Annotated in this window: 11 protein-coding genes; 4 read left to right on the top strand and 7 right to left on the bottom strand. The window is 66.0% G+C overall.

Annotation, left to right across the window (positions count from 1 at the left end; translation table 11 throughout):
• Positions 1-294 precede the first annotated feature (294 nt).
• Both I5M_RS20115 and I5M_RS20110 read right to left on the bottom strand, forming a co-directional pair.
• Positions 295-4746, bottom strand: coding sequence for a cytochrome P450 (locus tag I5M_RS20115; RefSeq protein ID WP_022723034.1), 4452 nt, complete (start codon positions 4744-4746; stop codon positions 295-297).
• Positions 4747-4790: 44 nt separating this feature from the next.
• On the bottom strand, positions 4791-6545 hold the full coding sequence (locus tag I5M_RS20110; protein ID WP_022723033.1) for a hypothetical protein: 1755 nt from the start codon (positions 6543-6545) through the stop codon (positions 4791-4793).
• 211 nt (positions 6546-6756) lie between these two features.
• Here I5M_RS20110 and I5M_RS20105 point away from each other — a divergent pair, with 211 nt between their 5' ends.
• Positions 6757-7770, top strand: coding sequence for a S8 family serine peptidase (locus tag I5M_RS20105; RefSeq protein ID WP_244432058.1), 1014 nt, complete (start codon positions 6757-6759; stop codon positions 7768-7770).
• Between the two features lie 161 nt (positions 7771-7931).
• Here the strand turns inward: I5M_RS20105 and modC are convergent, their stop codons facing one another.
• From modC to I5M_RS20085, 4 genes are all read right to left on the bottom strand, one after another.
• Positions 7932-9038, bottom strand: coding sequence for a molybdenum ABC transporter ATP-binding protein (gene modC, locus I5M_RS20100; protein WP_022723031.1), 1107 nt, complete (start codon positions 9036-9038; stop codon positions 7932-7934).
• Positions 9035-9721, bottom strand: coding sequence for a molybdate ABC transporter permease subunit (gene modB, locus I5M_RS20095; protein ID WP_022723030.1), 687 nt, complete (start codon positions 9719-9721; stop codon positions 9035-9037). The genes modC and modB overlap by 4 nt, the downstream gene beginning before the upstream one ends.
• Positions 9722-9970: 249 nt before the next feature.
• The gene (gene modA / locus I5M_RS20090) at positions 9971-10744 is read right to left on the bottom strand and encodes a molybdate ABC transporter substrate-binding protein (RefSeq protein ID WP_022723029.1); all 774 of its coding nucleotides are present in this window, start codon (positions 10742-10744) and stop codon (positions 9971-9973) included.
• 143 nt (positions 10745-10887) lie between these two features.
• The gene (locus I5M_RS20085) at positions 10888-11679 is read right to left on the bottom strand and encodes a TOBE domain-containing protein (RefSeq protein ID WP_022723028.1); all 792 of its coding nucleotides are present in this window, start codon (positions 11677-11679) and stop codon (positions 10888-10890) included.
• An 83-nt stretch (positions 11680-11762) separates the two neighbouring features.
• Between I5M_RS20085 and I5M_RS20080 the strand changes: the two genes are divergently transcribed.
• A complete protein-coding gene (locus tag I5M_RS20080; protein ID WP_022723027.1) occupies positions 11763-11972 on the top strand; it encodes a molybdopterin-binding protein in 210 nt (69 codons plus the stop codon).
• Positions 11973-12019: 47 nt separating this feature from the next.
• Here I5M_RS20080 and I5M_RS20075 read toward each other — a convergent pair whose 3' ends face one another.
• Positions 12020-12589: a DUF2478 domain-containing protein gene (locus I5M_RS20075; RefSeq protein ID WP_022723026.1), complete on the bottom strand. Its 570-nt coding sequence runs from the start codon at positions 12587-12589 to the stop codon at positions 12020-12022.
• Here I5M_RS20075 and I5M_RS32390 point away from each other — a divergent pair.
• Positions 12588-12812, top strand: a complete 225-nt coding sequence (locus I5M_RS32390; RefSeq protein WP_148287926.1) for a hypothetical protein — start codon at positions 12588-12590, stop codon at positions 12810-12812. The two genes, I5M_RS20075 and I5M_RS32390, sit on opposite strands and share 2 nt — an antisense overlap.
• Positions 12813-13037: 225 nt before the next feature.
• Positions 13038-16704, top strand: a 3667-nt coding sequence (locus I5M_RS20070) for a 2-oxoacid:acceptor oxidoreductase family protein (protein WP_022723025.1), incomplete at its 3' end; no start/stop codon positions are given.

Below are 16704 nucleotides of genomic sequence, written 5' to 3'. Positions count from 1 at the left end.
CCAGAAGCAGGAAGTCCGCAACTTCGCCCGCGCCATGGGGCTCGAGCAGGTGGCTGAGGCGATCTGAGACAGAGAAGAACGGGCGCATCGACCATCACGCAGCCTTGGTGTCTTCCCTCCTTACTTAGCTGTCATTGCCGGGCTTGACCCGGCAATCCATCTTCTTGGAAAAGCTTACGTTGCTAAGCGCTTCGCGCGCGATGGATGCGCGGGTCAAGCCCGCGCATGACGGCGTTGGGTGGCGACGCTCTGAGCCACATGCAGTCAGGGTGACTGTCGACCCTGCTCTCTGCGTTACAAATCAATCAGATACTGAATCGCCGAACGGCTCGGCATGAAGAAGTAGCCGCCGCCTTTCAGTGTCACGAAGCTCTGCATGCCGCGCAGCGTCACCGGGCCTGCGGCGGTGGGGATGGTGAAGACGCGGTGTTCGTCGGGTTCGCCGGTGGCGGTCGAGACGATCGGATCGGGCTCGTCGGTCAGCGTGTGGAACGAAGGCAGCGACACCCAGCTCTGCTGCACCAGTTCGAACTGCCGCTCGACATCGGCGCAAACCGCGACGAACAGCAAACCCTTCTCGGACGTGCCGTCCTCGTCGCGGACGAACGAGCGTCCGCGGCGTAGCAGGCGATGCCGCGCGGTGATCTGCTGCTGGCTCGGATCGCCGGGCTGCAGGCTGTCGCGCGGATTGGCGCGGCGGATATGAGCGCCGAACGGACAGCGCAGCCCCTGCGGATCGTCCTCGCCGTAGGAGAAGTCGTTGTCGCGGTCGTAAGCCTGTTTGGAATCGTTGTGCGACGTCTTGCGGCGCTTGTTGTAGCTCGCCGAGTTGGGCTGATCGATCAGCGGCACGCCGCTGCGCCAGCGTCCCATCAGCTTGGCGGCGACCCATTCGGCCGACGGCTTCTCGCCGATGACCGCATCGAGGTCGCGGTACGCTGACAGCTCCTGCGCCTTGGCTTCGGTGAAGGCGCGGAAGCCATCGACGTCCTGGACGAACTGGCGGATCGCCATGAAGCTGCCGTTACGGCCGAAGTCGCGCACCGGCCTCGCCGGCGCGTCGGAGTGGAAGTTCGGATACCGCGTCGGAAATTCATCCGCCAGGATCGGCAGATGATTGGCCGGATCGGACGCCGCGTCGACCAGCGGGCTCGGCGGGTAGTAGCCCTGGTTGTTGCGATAGCCGAGAAGGAACTCGCCCGGCTCGACGATGTCGCGCGCCAGCGCGCCCTTGGAGTGGCGCTGCGTGCCCTTGATCACCGGCTGCGAGATGCCGTCGACGAAACCGAAATGTTCGTAGTCGAGCGACGTCTTGGTTTCGCCGTCGACCTCGACGGTGACCGGTTCGGTTTCGACCACGTAGAGCAGCGCCTCGCGGCCGCCGAGCAGCTCGGCGTGTTGGTCCAGCGCGGCGCGGCAGACGTCGCGGCTGCGGCCGTACAGGAACAGCGCGGCGTCGACGGCCGGGACGTCGTTCGCATCATCGAGCGCGGCGTCGACCCAATCCCAGCGCTCCGGCCGCGACTCGCCGAAATCGCGCAGGATGTTGGCGCGCTGCGCCATGCCGATGTTGAAGGCGGCCGGAAAGGTCGTCAGCCCGTCTCGGCCGCCGGGCTGCGACAGGCCGAGCTTGCCGAGCCCTGAGGCCGAGAACGCCACAAAGGTCGCGACGTTTTGCGGCTTGTCGCCGCCGACATGCGGATGATCGCCGAAACTGATCGGCCCGAGCGCCGCGCGCCGGGCGCTCGCCGCTGCGTCGTGTAGCAGAGCAGGGTCCGGCATCATCGCGGCGAGCCATGCTTTGCGCGCGGCGGCGTCCGCCGGCAGGCGGATCAGCGCGGTCGCGGTGTAGGGCAGGTGGCCCATGGCGCGGAACACCAGCGACTGCACCTCGGTGGTTTCGATCGAATCGACCGGCCGGGTCATCGAGCCGAAGCAGTCGAGCCAGGCGCGCGCCGCCGTATCGGTCGTGGCACGGACCAGACCGTCGTGAATCATCGCGTTGCGGCGGATCTCGTCGGTGGTCAGCTTCGGATAGCGGTTGTACCAGAACTGCGTCGGCACCTGCTGACGCCGCACCCAGCGTTTGAACCGGTCGCCGTCCTGAGCGCCGTCGTAAATGAGGAAGCGCGTGCGCGGAAAGCCGACGCCGTTGCTCCACGCCGCCGATTGGCCGGCATGGGCCTTCATGACGAAGTCTTCGAGATAGCTCTCCCAGCTGCCGTCGTAGTTGGCGAGGAAGATCAGCTTGTCGGTGCCGGGCGGGCGGAACCACTTCGCCTTGTGGATCGTGCCCATGTTGAGCACGAAGCCGGGGCGATACCAGTAGGTCACCAGCTCCTTGATGCCCCACAGCGACAACGCCAGCGTCAGCTTGCGAAACCAGCCGGGCTTCAGCGCCGTCACGGCCGTGATGTGGTTCTGCACGAAACCCGGATGGTTCTCGCTGGCGGCGATCTGCCGGACCTTGTCCAGGTCGGGATCGCTGTCGTCGGGGACGTCCTTGTTCTCGTAGTAACGCAGCACGCCGAGGAACAGCGCGATCAGTACGGCGAGCTTGAGCGCAACCAGCAGAATCCCGCCGATCACTGCGAGCGCCAGCCGGCCGCTATAGACCGCGTCCGAGAACGGCTCGATGGCGAAGTAGATCGCCTGCGCGGCGATCAGCACCAGCGCGCCGCTGATGGTCCAGATCGTCAGGAAGGTCGGCGACGTCGCCAGCGCGATCAGCGATTCCGTGCCGGAGCGCTCGACATAGTCGGAGATCATCAGACGTCGCCGGCTCGGCCGGATCAGATACTCGGTATAGGCCGCGCCGCGGGCGAACAGCGCCTGCAGCCGCTGCTTGCGCGGCCCGTCCTGCGCGGCGTCGATGATGCGCTTCAGCTCCGGATCCTGCCGGATCAGCTTGCGGACATAGTCCAGCGCCAGCATCGCTCGGCCGCCGAGGCTGGCGTGGTTCTCCAGATAGTCCTGCAGCGCGTCCGAGGCGAACTGCGTCAGCTCGCGCTGGCGCACGATGTCGCCGACGGCGAATTCCGGCGTGCCGTTGAAGTTGAGGCCGATCGCGCCCCACGGCCGGGTCTGCAGATCGAGTGTGTAGTCGCGTAGCAGCTGCAGCAGCGGCTTGCCGGCGCCGTCTTGGACCGCGGCGAAGATCGGCGCCAGCATCGGCTCGGTGGCGCCGGCGACGCTGCGCAGCGCCGCGTCGACGGCGCCGTCGGCATTGAGCTCGAGCAACAGATGCGGCGCCGGTGCACCGGGCTCGCCGGTATCGATCAGCGTCATCGAGGCGAAATGAATGATGCCGGTCGATTGCAGCGCCGCCACCATGTCGGGCCGCGCCGGATTGCCGAGCGCGCTGATCTGCGCGCGTAGCGCGTCGAGGTCGGCGTCCGCCGCGATCGGCGCGCAGACGACGATCATATTCTGAGTCGCCGGGGCGGTCTGCGGCTCGAACTCCATGTCGAAGCGACGCGGGAACGGCCCGACCCAGCCGATCGATTTGCCCCATTTGTCCGCAGCGGCGCGCAGACTCGGCTGCGACAACAGCACGCGGAAGGTTTCGGCGATCTGAGCGGTCGCTACCCATCTGCCGAGACACACATGGGTGCCGTCGCCGAACAGCAGTTCCGGCTGCACCGGCCGGTCGGCGCGAAACTCACCAGGCGAGACGAAGGCGCGCTTGTCGCTCAGCGCCGACATCGTTGCCACCATCAGCACCGAGCCGGCACGCACCTTGCGCTGCCGCGGTGTGTTGTGGGCGATGACGCCGTCCTTCCTGGCGTAACGCCACTGGCCGGGCGCCAGCGCCGGGTTGAGACGTGCAGCTTCGAGCAGGATGGCTTCGAGGCCCGGCATGTCGCCTCGGGTCGCGCACTCGATGGCGTCCCGCCACGCCTGTTTGCGCGACAGCAGCTCGTCCAGCATCTTGCCGGCAGCCAGCGTGTTGGTGGGAATGAAGCCGGTGATCAGTCCGACCAGGATGGCGCGGATCTCACCGCGGGTGACGGCGCCGTCGCGCATTTGCTGGGCGAGGCGGCCGACCAACGTGTCGGTTTCCGGCTCGGCTTCGGCCCGCGCGATGGCGCGGTCGACGACGGTGCGAATTTGTGCCGAGCCGTTGAGCGCCAGCTGGCGCGTCGCATCGTTACCGAACGGATCGGCGAACAAAAGCGCCGAGATCGACATCGCCCATTCGGCGAAGGCGTCGGGATCGTCGGGCCTCAGGCCGAAGTAATCGCAGCAGGTCTCGGTGGCGACGCGGGTGAGCAGATCCTTCATGACGTCGATGCGGCCGCCCGATCCGGCGATCAGGATCTTGGCGTAGTGTGCCGCCAGTTCGCGGATGCGATCGATATCGTCGGGCCGCATCACCGAGCGGATGATGGCGTTCTGGCGATCGTGCTCGGGACCTTCCTGACCGAGCACGAAGTTGGTGCCTCCGGCGAGCTCTGTCATCTCCAGCCCGTACGGCACTTCGAACAAGTCGGGCTGCGCCAGAACTTCGCGAACGTCGCTTTCGCGAGTGACGATGACGAGACGGCCGAATTGCGGGTTCGGCCACCATTCACGAAACACATAGAGCGCACCGCGCATCAGCGCCGCAAACGCCGACGTCGTCCATCGCTTCAACGTGCTATCGGCGCCGAGGGCGTCGAGGTCGAAGGGAACGAGCGGAGCGGGGTGGGAAGCGGTGTCGGCCTGGGATTTCTTGATAACGTCGTAGTACTTGAGCGTGAACATCGGTCACCTCAGCAAAAGCATTCCTAAAAAATCAAAGACGCCAATCAGTTCGGCAGAAATTGCGCGGGGCTCGTCTGGCTGTCGCGCTCCAGCCAATCGGACTGGCGACCCGGGACCATTTTCAAGCCTTCGACGAAATGGTCAATCCATGTTCGGTCGATAAACGGCAGCCAATCGATAAAGCGCTTGGAAAAATTCGGCTTGACGGCGAGCAATTCGTCGAGTGCGACGCGCGCCGCTGCGGGCTGATCGCTGCGCGTCAACGCGTTGATCTTGATGACGTGGGCGTACCAATAAGCGGGGCGGCGAGCGAGCGAAAGCTTGGCGTGCTCGACAGCCTCGTCCCATCGCCGCAGCATCGTATAGGCCAGCGCCATTTCGCCCAGCGTGTAAAAGATGTTGGGATCGTTCGAGCTGAGCCGCATCGCGGCCTTCAGGTGCGCGATCGCTTTCTCGGGTTCGCCGGCGAGATTGAAGCTGCCGCCGAGCTGGGCGTGCGCCAGCGCCAGCGACGGATTGAGCTCGATCGCCTGCTGCAGCAACGTCTTGGCTTCGAGCGGATGGCGCAGCCACATCTCGGCGATGCCTGCCAGCATGAAGCCGCGGCCGTCATCCGGGTCCGCGTGCATCGCCTGCTGGGCGAGCTTGCGCATGCGCAGGATGTGATCCTGCGGCTGCCGACCAGCCCAGATCGACCAGGCCAGCGCCGAGGTCGACTGGATCAGGGCCTCGGCGGAATTCGGATCGAGCGCCAAGGCTTCGGCGAACAGCTTCTGGGCCATTTCGGAATCGGCGCGCGTCAGCCGGTTCAGATGCCAGCGGCCGCGCCAGATCAGGTCGCTGACGCCGAGATGATCCTGGCGCTTGCCGCGGATGCGGATCTGCTGGGCGTGCTCGATGCGGCTCTCGAGCTGCGCCACCAGCTCGATGACGAATTGTTCGAGTTCGTCACCCGAGCCTGCCGACGGCAGCATGAAACGGCGCGACCACAGCGCGTAGCCGCTCTGCGCCTCGGATAGCGTCGCCGTGACACCGAGCGACGGGCGGGCGCGAAACAGGTGGCCCTCGACCAGATAGCGGGCACCGAGCTGCTGGCCGATCAGTTTGCGGTCGAGCGTGTCGGCGAACGAGAAGCTGGAGCTGCGGGCGATCACCGGCAACCAGCGAATGCGCGACAGGCCGAAGATCAGCTCCTCGCTGATACCCTCGGAGAGATAATCCAGCGTTTCGTCGCCCGTGATGTTGGCGAACGGCAGCACCGCAATGGCGGAATTGCCGCCGAACCCGGCGGGCGGTTGCGAGACGTCGATGACGTGGTGAGGTAGCACGCCGCCGGTACTCGGCGCCGCGGCAGGGCCTGAATGGCGCTGCAGGGCGGCGCGCTGCTCGCGCAGCCAGTCGCGAAAACCCTGCTCACCGGCAATGTCGAGCCCTTCGAGAAACTCGCCGGGCAATGCGATGTCGGGCGGCAGGTTGAGGGCGTCGACGTCGACCAGCTCGAGCCGCAGACGCACGCGGTCACGGTCGCTGGTCAGCAGCGGCTGAGGCCCAAAATTGAGAAGCTTTCTGAGATTCGACAGCTCACGACGCAAGCTGCCTGCAGCTTCGACATGGCCGCGGCTGCCCCACAGCCGGCTTTGCAGCCAACCGCGAGTCCGTTCGCCGTCGCGCGACATCGCCAGCATGGCGACGACGGCGGTTCCTTTCTTGGAGGTAATTTCGACGCGTGCGCCGTCCGGTGTCGAGAGCCCGAAAGGTCCCAACAGGTTGAGCGCAAAACGCGCGGAGTTCGCGACCATTTCTCCCCAAGACCCCTAACGGCGGCAGGATAACACTTTTCACGCAACTATCACGATGAAATCACGACCCACTCGCCTGGATAAGAAGACGAAAACCTTGCTGATAAGGAAAATGCAAGCCTGAGTTTCCGCATGACGAAAATTCTCGGAAGCGGAGGTAATGGGGCTGGGGTTCGGTCCATGGGCACGCGTCGCGCCCATCTGGAACGGAGTGTCCACCCGGGCTTGGAAGCCGGCGGGGGAAGTGGTGGCGGTAAGTGGGGCTGAATTTCAGCGCGACATTCTGTTCGCGTTCGACGGTGGCGATCCGGCCATCACCATTGCAGTACTGGATGGTCCGACAGACCGCATGCACGACTGTTTTGTCGGCGCGCGGCTGGCGCCTCTGACAACGGCCGCGTCGCTCCGTTGCCATGATGGCTATGCCACTGCGCAAGGCACCCATATTGCCAGCCTGCTGTTCGGCCAGCCCTGCAGTTCGGTCGAGGGCGTCGCCCCGCTGTGTCGCGGCCTGATCGTGCCGATCTTCGGCGATGATGGGCTCGGCTGTACGCACGTCGAATTGGCCCAGGCTCTGACTGCTTCGCTCGACGCCGGCGCCGACGTCATCCTGGTCAGCGGTGGAGTTTTCCCGCAGCGGCGACGGCCGGAACCTGAACTCATTGCCGTGGTGGCCGAATGCAATGCGCGTGACGTTCTGATCGTCACCGGTGGAGGGCGCGACGGCTGCGGATCGTTGCTGCGCCTGGCCGGTGCGGTCAATGTTCTGTCGGTGGGCGCGGTGGATCCCCGCGGGCGGCTGCAGGGCGGCGGAGACTCCAGCCTGCGCGAGGTGGGCCTGGTTGCCCCCGGCGCCGCCATCATCGGTGCCGCGCTGCAAGGCCGGGTTGGGCAACGTAGCGGCGCCAATTCGGCAGCGGCGCTGATTGCCGGCATCGCCGCGTCGCTGCTCGGCGCCCAAGGTCGCAGCGGCCAGGCGCTGGATTCCGGGGCCGTCATTGCGGCCATGCTGAAGAGTGCGACCCCGCGGATGGCGCCCGGTCACGCCGAATGCCAGCGCGCCTGGTGGGGACGTGACAACGTCCGCGCCGCGGCGGCGCATCTCGGTGGGGCAGCCGAGCATTGGGCCGATCCGTTCGCGTCGCCGTTGTTGGAGAGCTGGTATCTCACTTACGCCAAGACGCTGCGCGCCGGCCGAGCGGCGTCTCGGCCAGGGGCAGGTTAGACCGCGATCGCCAGCTGATATCGTGGAGATCTCCGGCCTGAAGAAGCAAAGTGCGGCGACCTAGAGCCTTTCCGGTTCTGATGGAATCAGAATCGGAACTCTGGATTTCGTTTGATGTGTTTCCTTCACGCGAACCGGTCTCCACTTCGCTCGATAACGCTCTAATCGCCGCGGCTCGGCGCCAGCGCCACACCCTTGATCTGGGCGAACAGGTCGATGCCCTCGGCGAGTTGCAGCTGATCCCACGAACGGCGGGTCAGCCGCGACAGTAGCCGTGCCTCGCCGCCGCGCAGCGCCAGCACGGTCAGCATTTCGCTGGCATTGAGTGGCGACGCAGAGACGATCCGCACCGGCAGCGCATTGAGGATCGAACTGTCCCGCGGAGCGTCGCGGGCGAGGCTGACATCGCCGGCTGCGATGCGGATGCGCTGCCGCGTGCGCGGCTCGGATGGCGGTGACGGCACAAGCAATCGGCCGCCGCCGATCGTCAAGGCGACAAGGCCATAGGTCGCGTCGTAGCTCTCGACCACGGCATCGAGATTGACGGCGGCGTCGCGGGCGGTGGCGAGCGGCAGCTTGGGATCGCTCTGCAGTTCGCCGAGCGGTCCGGCGGCGAGGACGCGGCCGCCTTGCATCAGGATCAAATGATCGGCCAGCCGCTCGATCTCGCTGATGTCGTGGCTGACATAGATCACCGGCAGCGACAGCCGGGCATGCAGCCGCTCGAGAAACGGCAGGATCTCGTCCTTGGTCAGCCGGTCGAGCGCCGACAGTGGCTCGTCCATCAGCAGCAATTTGGGCTGGGACAGCAGTGCCCGGCCGATGGCGACGCGCTGGCGTTCGCCGCCCGACAAATTGCGCGGCGAACGCGACAGCAGCTTCGACAGCCCGAGCAGCTCGATCACTTCGTCGAAGCCGATGGCCTCCGCTGTCGACGCGGTCTGGCCGTGCGGCGCGCCGTACAAAAGATTATCCTGCACCGACAGATGGGCGAACAGGCTGGCTTCCTGAAACACGTAGCCGATCGGGCGATGATGCGGCTTGAGGAACGTCGCGCCGTCCTGCCAGATCTCGCCATCTACCTCGCAACGTCCCGGCAGATGCTGCAGCCCGGCGAGGCAGCGCAGCACGCTCGACTTGCCGCAGCCGCTCGGGCCGAACAACCCGGTGATGCCGGTCGCCGGCGCAACGAAATTCACGTCGACCGCAAAGCTGCCGAGCTTGCCGCGGAATTCACCGCGAATGCTGCGCGGAGAGACGGCCCTCATCGGGCGATCCGTGCGGTGCGCTTCTCCAGCACCGTCATGGTGAGAATGACCAAGAAGGCGAACACCGCCATGCCGCCGGCCAGGATGTTGGCCTCGCGCCACTGCGACGTCTCGACATAGTCGTAGATCGCCACCGACAGCACCTTGGTCCTGCCCGGAATGTTGCCGCCGATCATCAGCACGATGCCGAACTCACCGACCGTGTGGGCGAAGCCGAGCACCGCGCCGGCGAGGAAGCCCGGCCGCGCCAGCGGCACCGCGACGGTCCAGAATGCCTTGAGCGGCGAAGCACGAAGCGTCGCTGCGACCTCGAGCGGGCGATCGCCGATCGCCGCGAAGGCGTTGCGGATCGGCTGTACGACAAAGGGCATCGAATAGATCACCGAGCCGAACACGAGGCCGCCGAACGTGAAGGCGACAGTGCGGCCGCCCCACAGCGAAGCCAGCGCGCCACCGGGACCGTCGGGGCCCATCAGAACCAGCAGATAGAAACCCAGCACCGTCGGCGGCAGCACCAGCGGCATCGCCACCACGGTGGCGACGCCTTCCTTCCACCACGCTTTGGAGCGCGCCAGCCACCAGGCGATCGGCGTGCCGACGATCAGCAGGATCACCGTGGTGATAACCGCCAGCTCGATCGTGAGCCACACCGGCTGCCAGATGTCGGGGGGGAGGCTGGTCATCGAAGTGCGCTGCTACTAAGGCGAAGCGCCGATCTAACCTCTCCCCGCGTGCGGGGAGAGGTCGACCGTCGGCGCGCAGCGCCGGTGGGCGGGTGAGGGGGCGCCTCCCCGAAATCGAGCGGCTCAGACTTGCGGAGACGCCCCCTCACCCCACCCCTCTCCCCGCGCGCGGGGAGAGGGAGCGAGGCGCCGTGCACGAAGCTTAGGTGCGTCACGGTGGGTGAGGGGCGCGTCCCCATTTGCTGTCGCTCAGCTCGCCTTGGCCGGCGGCACTTCGTAGCCGTATTTCTCGATGATGGCGCGGGCTTCGGGGCTCTTGAGGAAGGCCATGAAGGCCTTCGCCGCCTCGTTGGCTTCGCCCTTCTTCAGCAGCACCGCGTCCTGGGTGATCGGCTTGTAGAGATTCTGCGGCACCACCCAGCGCGAGCCGTCCTTGTCGGCGATGATCTGCGACAGCGCAACGAAGCCGATCTCGGCGTTGCCGGTCTGCACGAACTGATAGGCCTGGGTGATGTTAGCGCCTTCGACCAGTCGGGGCTTGACGTCGTCGTACAGCTTCAACGACTGCATGGTTTCGACCGCGGCCTGGCCGTAAGGCGCAGCGGCCGGGTTGCAGATCGACACCTTGGCGATCTTGGCGTCCTTGAGCGTCTCTTCGCCCTTCACCACGCCGGCAGACTTGCTCCACAGCACCAGCTTGCCGACCGCGTAAGTAAATACGCTGCCCTTCACGCCGAGGCCTTCGCCTTCGAGCTTCTTGGGCCGCGCCGAGTCGGCCGACAGGAAGACCTCGAACGGCGCATCCTGGGTGATCTGGGTGTAGAACTGGCCGGAGGCGCCGAACGACAGCACCAGGTCGTGGCCGGTCTTGGCCTTGAACGCCGCGGCGATCTCCTTCACCGGCTCGGTGAAATTGGCCGCGACCGCGACGTTGGTCGAGCCGGCGAAGGCGGCGCTGGTGCCGAGGCCGAGCGCGAATGTCGCGCCGAGCAGAGCGAGTTTCAGGGTGGTGATGCGTTTCACGACAGGTCTCCAGTGAGTTAAGGCAAGATGGTCGTCATTGCGAGGAGCGCAGCGACGAAGCAATCCAGCTCCGTGCACCGAGCTGGATTGCTTCGCTTCGCTCGCAATGACGGGGCTGATGTGTGTGCATAAGGATCACGCGCTCAATCGATTGCGATGATGACGTGGGCGGCGTCGAACACGGCGCAGGCGGCGTCGCCGGGTGATAGTTTCAACTCCCCTGCGCTACGCGCAGTGATGGAGGCCGCGAGCGTCTTGTCGCCGCCTATGTCGAGCACGATCTCGGCGCCGACGCCCGACACGTCGGCGCGGCGCACCGTGCCGCGCACGCAGTTGCGCGCCGACACTGCTGGCGGCTCGCTGCCGGGTGAGATCATCACGAACGGCGCCTTGATCAGCACGACGGCGTCGCGGCCGACCACTAGGCCGAGGCTGCGAACACTTTCGCTGGTCAGCAGCGCGTAGATCGTGGTGTCGGGCGACACGGCTACGGCGACTTCGGCGCTCAGCGTGTCCGAAGTGATCGCCGTGATGGTGCCGCGAAGGGCGTTGCGGGCGCTGGTCTTCATGAAGAATCCGGAGACGAGGTTGATCGGCGAGATGCCGCTGCCGGCGAGCTCCGGCTCGAGATTGCGGAACACCCGGGCCATTTCGGCTTCGAGCCGGCCGAACGCCTCGATGACGCGCACACCGGTCGGGGTCAGGGCCGCGCCGCCGCCGGCTTTGCCGCCGGTGCGGGTTTCCAGCAACGGGCGGCCGAACAGATTGGTCATGGCGTCGAGCGCGTCCCAGGCCGCCTTGTAGGACAGCCCCGCCGCCTTGGCGCCGGCGGTAATCGAGCCCTCGCGCGCCACCGCCTGCAGCAGCCGGATGCGATCGCGGCCGACGCCCGAAATGTCCTTCCCCTTAAGGGTGACGGTGGCCTCGATAGACATAAAGACGGGCTCGCCTGCCGTTATATAGCGTCACTATATACCGTTGTTCCCGGATGGGACCATCGGCAAATAGGAGAACGACAATGAAAATCAGTGCTCGCAATCAGCTCAAGGGCACCATCGTGGACGTCATCAAGGGCGCCACCACCTCGCACGTCCGCATTGACATCGGCGGTGGAGCCGTCGTGACTGCTTCGATCACCAATGAATCGGTCGACGAGCTGAAGCTCGCCAAGGGCCAGACCGCCACCGCGCTGATCAAGGCGTCCGACGTCCTGGTCGCGGTGGACTAAGCGCCGCTGCGCTGCGGGTCGATTGCAGTCTGCCGCCGGATCGCGCCTCACTTCAGCGCCTCGCAGACGCTGACGTGAGAGCCGATCTGGCGCGACGGACCACGGCCGTGCAGCGCCGCCCACCAGCGCTCCAGCGCACGGCGATCGCACGAAAGCCGCACGCTCATGCCTTCGGCGAAGGTGATCCAGGCCTGGAAGCGATGGCTCGGCACCGCGATCACCAGCGGAATGTCGGCGCTCAGTGCCTGCACGATCAGATAGAGCAGACCGCGGCCTTCGCTTTCCTGCTGGCCGAAGCGATTGATGATCAACAGGTCGGCGCCCTGATCCATCGCGCATGCCACCCGGGCGCCGGCGTCGAGCAGCCGGCCGGGATCGAGCCGGCAGCCGGAAGCAAGCGGGCCGAGGTCCTGATAAAGCGGCATCTCTTCGCCGCTGTGCACTAGCCGCGCCGCCAGTTGCGGACCATCCGATGCGCGATGCCCGGATTGCACCAGGCCGACCGCGCGAAAGCCGCGTCGCGCCAGATCGGCGGCGAACTCGGCAAGCACCCGGTCGGGGTCCTCGCCGCGCTCATAGACCAGCGCCGCCACATCGCATTGCGAGTCGAAAGTCATGGTCGATCGGCTCCCCGGACTGAACTTTAGGAGAAGAAGCGACCGCTTTGCTCCCTACCGTCATATAGCTGAATATATGACGGTGGCGCGCGTGGCAATTTGTCCTTTTGAAGCAATACCAAGGCTGCAAATGCGTCGCGGTATCGAGCGCCACCTGCAGGCTGGCTTCAACTGCAGTCCAGTAATTTTATTGCTGAAACGACCTTCAAAACTTGCGTTTTGATGCGCATCAAATGGGCGGTATCCGAGCCGTGTTAGTGCGCTGCACACATCGGCCGGAGCGCGCGTGGATGCAGGCGCGGGCCCGCAGGCCCTCATTCTGAAGCTCGAGAAAGACCGCCGTCGGCGTCAGCGCGCGACGGCAGGGACACGCTTTTCTCGGCCTCTGTTTCCGACCTGGCCAACGCGGCGGCCTCGCCGCGGACAACGAGTAGAACGGACCATCCCCATGAACGCAAAATACCCCGGCATTCCGTCAGTGATCCACGGCAACGGCGCGGTGGCGCAGGTGATGGGGCATGTCTGCGGCGGCGTCATCGGCTATCCGATCACGCCCTCGACCGAGATCTCCGAAATCTATGAGGCTTTCCGATCCTCGGGCGGCTGCAACGTCTGGGGCAAGCATCCGTTCTTCTTCGAGCCGGAGGGTGAGCATTCGGCGCAGTCCGGCGCGCTCGGCGCGGCGCTGACCGGCGGCAAGTTCATCTCCAACGCGTCGTCGTCCCAGGGCATCCTGTACGGCCTGGAATCGCACTACGTCACCGTCGGCAAGAAAGTCGGCGGCTTCGTGCTGCAGGTCGCTGCCCGCGTGGTGTCGAAGCACTCGCTCAACGTGATGGCCGGCCATGACGACGTCTATGCGCTGCTGTCGTCGGGCTACACGATTCTGTTCGGCTCCAACCCGCAGGAGGCCGCCGACCTCGCGGCTATCTCTTATAAGGTTGCCGCGACCTCGCTGATCCCGGTCGCCAATGCGATGGACGGCTTCGCCACCTCGCACATGCTCTCCGAAGCGCTGATGCCGGAGCCGGAACTGCTGCGCGAATTCCTCGGCGACCCGGCCGGCCGCATCAAGTGCCCGACCGTGGCGCAGGAGATGCTGTTCGGCGCCAAGGGCCGCGTGTTTCAGCTCAAGCAATATCTGTTGCGGCACGACACCGATTTCGTCGCGGCCGATCTGGCGGCGCTGAAAACGTTTCTGGACGACAATGCCGACGCGATCGAGACCGACAATGAGGGCAAGATCGTCGCCGAGACGCTCGCCTACGTGCCGGAAGAACTGCGCGGCCCGTGGAAGCGGCAGTGGATCAATGCGCCNGAGAAGGGCACGCGGCAACTGGTGCCGGCGCTGGTCGACATCGACAATCCGGGCCTGACCGGCGGCGTGCAGAACCAGCCCGACTTCCAGGCCGGCGCGGTCGACCACCGTACTCACTTCGTCAACTCGGTGCCGCGCTTCGTCACCGAAGCGATGGCCGAATACGCCGCGCTCACCGGCCGCGAATACAAGCCGGTGATGACATACATGTGCGACGACGCCGAGCACGTCGTGGTCGGGCTCGGCTCGGTCACCGACGATGCGGAGGCGGTCGCCGCTTATTTGCGCTCGCAGGGCAAGAAGGTCGGCGTGGTGTCGATCAAGATGCTGCAGCCGTTCCCCGAGGCCGAACTGGTCGAAGCGCTGAAGGGCAAGACCGCCGTCACCGTGCTGGAGCGCTCCGACGTCACCGCGCTGACCCAGCTCGTGACGCAGGCGCTATGCAAGGCGCGCGAGAACGGCGACGCCGGCGTGCGTCATGCCGGCATCCCGGCGCTCGACAAGCTGCCGAAGATCACCACCGCGATCTTCGGCCTCGGCGGCCACGATCTGCAGCCGCGCGACATGATCGCCTGCTACGCCAATATGGAGAAGCCGGATTCGGCGCCGTTCGTGTATCTCGGCACACGATTTTTCACCGAGAACGCGTCGCCCCGCATGGAGGCGCTACAGTCGCGGCTGAAGGCGGCCTATCCGGAAACGCAGTACATGGCGCTGGAAACCGGGCCGAACCCGAACCTGCTGCCGCCCTCCGCGTTCCGCATCCGCTTCCACTCGATCGGCGGCTACGGCACCATCGCGTCGGGCAAGCTGCTGACCGACATCCTCGCCGGCGCGCTCGACATGCACTCCAAGTCGGCGCCCAAATACGGCTCGGAGAAGAGCGGCGCGCCGACCAACTACTACATCACGCTGTCGCCGGAGCCGGTGAAGATCACCAACGCCGAACTGGAAGACGTCGAGATCGTGATCTCGCCGGACCACAAGGTGTTCGTGCACACCAACCCGCTGCGCGGCCTGGTCGCGGGCGGCACCTTCATCCTGCAGACCAACCTGTCGCCGCTCGAAGTGTGGCGTGATCTGCCCGCCAAGGCGCGCCAGACCATCCGCGACAAGAAGATCAAGTTCTACGTGATCGACGCCTTCGCGGTGGCCAAGCGCCACGCCCCGACCGCCGAACTCGAGACCCGCATGATGGGCATCGCCTTCATCGGCGCGGTGTGCGGCAATGTCGACCGCGTGGTGGCGGACGCTTCGCAGGAGGCGATGCTCAACAAGATCCGCCAGCAGATCTCGAAGAAGTTCGGCGCCAAGGGCGGCGACATCGTCGAAGGCAACATGGCGGTGATCCGCGAGGGCCTCGAAGCCACTCACAAGGTCGATGTCGACGCGCCGGAATTCAGCGAGGACGCCATCAAGGCGGCGCCGAAGGCCAAGCGCGACGCCTCGATCTCGGCCTCGATGTGCCGCGCCGCGGCGCCGGCGCAGGCGTCGGGCTTCCTCGATCCGGAGTACTACGACGACGTGCTGGCCGGGCCGTTCCGCGACGGCACCATCGCAGATGCGCCGGTGCTGCCGGGCATGGGCATGTTCATGCCGGCCGGCTCCGCCGCCGCCAAGGACAAGGGCCTGTTCCGCCGCAACGTGCCGGAGTTCAACGCCGATCTGTGCACCGGCTGCATGGAATGCGCGCTGGTCTGCCCGGACGCCGCGATCCCCAACGCGGTGCACGACATCCACGAACTGCTCGGCACCGCGATCAAGCAGCTCGACATCGCGCCCGCCCAGCAGGATGCGCTGCGCGAAAAAGTGCCGGCGCTGAGCGAGGCGATCCGCGAGGTGTATCGCGCCGCCAAGGACGACAAGCCGTTCGCCGACGTAGTCGCCCAGGCCGCCGAAGCGCTGAACGTCGACAACGCCACGCTGAACCGCAATTTCGGCAAGCTGTCGGCGGCGCTGTCGGTGTATCCGGTGGCGCGGACGCGGCCGTTCTTCGACGCGATGGAGAAGAGCCAGCCGGGCACCGGCGGTCTGTATTCGGTGAGCGTCGACCCGTGGAAGTGCTCGGGCTGCCTCGAATGTATCGACGTCTGCGGCCCCGGCGCGCTGGTCGATCGCGAGCAGGACGAGCCGATGCTGGAGCAGCTCCAGGCGCGGTTCGAATTCCTCAGCCGCACCCCGAACACCCCGGCGCGTTTCACCGAGAGCGCCACCAAGCCGGAAGGCGAGACCAAGCGGCTGATGCTGGATCGCGCCAATTACTACGCGACCACCGGCGGCCACGGCGCCTGCCGCGGCTGCGGCGAGGTCACGGCGATCCGGCTGGTCACCTCGACCAACCACGCCATCCACGACAAGCGCCGCAAGGACCACACCCGCGAGCTGGAGAGCCTGATCGACGCGCTCACCGCCAAGCGGGCGGAGGTCGCCGGCGACGCAGCCCGCGCGGCGCGGATCGACGCCACGCTGAAGACGCTGGAAAAGCGGCTCTACAATTACGAGAGCGGCCCGACCGGCAACGGCCCATCCGGCATGGTGATCGCCAATGCCACCGGCTGTTCGAGCGTCTATGCCTCGACCTTCCCGTTCAACCCCTACACCGACCCGTGGGTGAACAGCCTGTTCCAGGACACGCCGGCGGTGGCCAAGGGCATCTTCGAAGGCCTCACCGCCAAGGCGACGGAAGATTTCCGCGCGCTGCGCGTGGCGAAGCTGGAGCTGGCCGACGCCTATGAGCCGGCCAAGCACGACGGTTACTTCCGTTATTTCGGCTGGAACGAGTTCACGTCGGATGAGC

This window comes from Rhodopseudomonas sp. B29, from assembly GCF_000333455.1.
In the GTDB taxonomy this organism is placed as follows: domain Bacteria; phylum Pseudomonadota; class Alphaproteobacteria; order Rhizobiales; family Xanthobacteraceae; genus Rhodopseudomonas.
Note: the sequence above shows the minus strand (reverse complement) of the source record. Positions and strands in the feature narration are given on the sequence as shown.

Excerpts from the sequence above, each read along its gene's own strand:
- I5M_RS20115 (WP_022723034.1), bottom strand. The coding sequence starts at position 4,746 with ATGTTCACGCTCAAGTACTACGACGTTATCAAGAAATCCCAGGCCGAC.
- I5M_RS20110 (WP_022723033.1), bottom strand. The coding sequence starts at position 6,545 with ATGGTCGCGAACTCCGCGCGTTTTGCGCTCAACCTGTTGGGACCTTTC.
- modC (WP_022723031.1), bottom strand. The coding sequence starts at position 9,038 with ATGAGGGCCGTCTCTCCGCGCAGCATTCGCGGTGAATTCCGCGGCAAG.
- modB (WP_022723030.1), bottom strand. The coding sequence starts at position 9,721 with ATGACCAGCCTCCCCCCCGACATCTGGCAGCCGGTGTGGCTCACGATC.
- I5M_RS20085 (WP_022723028.1), bottom strand. The coding sequence starts at position 11,679 with ATGTCTATCGAGGCCACCGTCACCCTTAAGGGGAAGGACATTTCGGGC.
- I5M_RS20080 (WP_022723027.1), top strand. The coding sequence starts at position 11,763 with ATGAAAATCAGTGCTCGCAATCAGCTCAAGGGCACCATCGTGGACGTC.
- I5M_RS32390 (WP_148287926.1), top strand. The coding sequence starts at position 12,588 with ATGGTCGATCGGCTCCCCGGACTGAACTTTAGGAGAAGAAGCGACCGC.
- I5M_RS20075 (WP_022723026.1), bottom strand. The coding sequence starts at position 12,589 with ATGACTTTCGACTCGCAATGCGATGTGGCGGCGCTGGTCTATGAGCGC.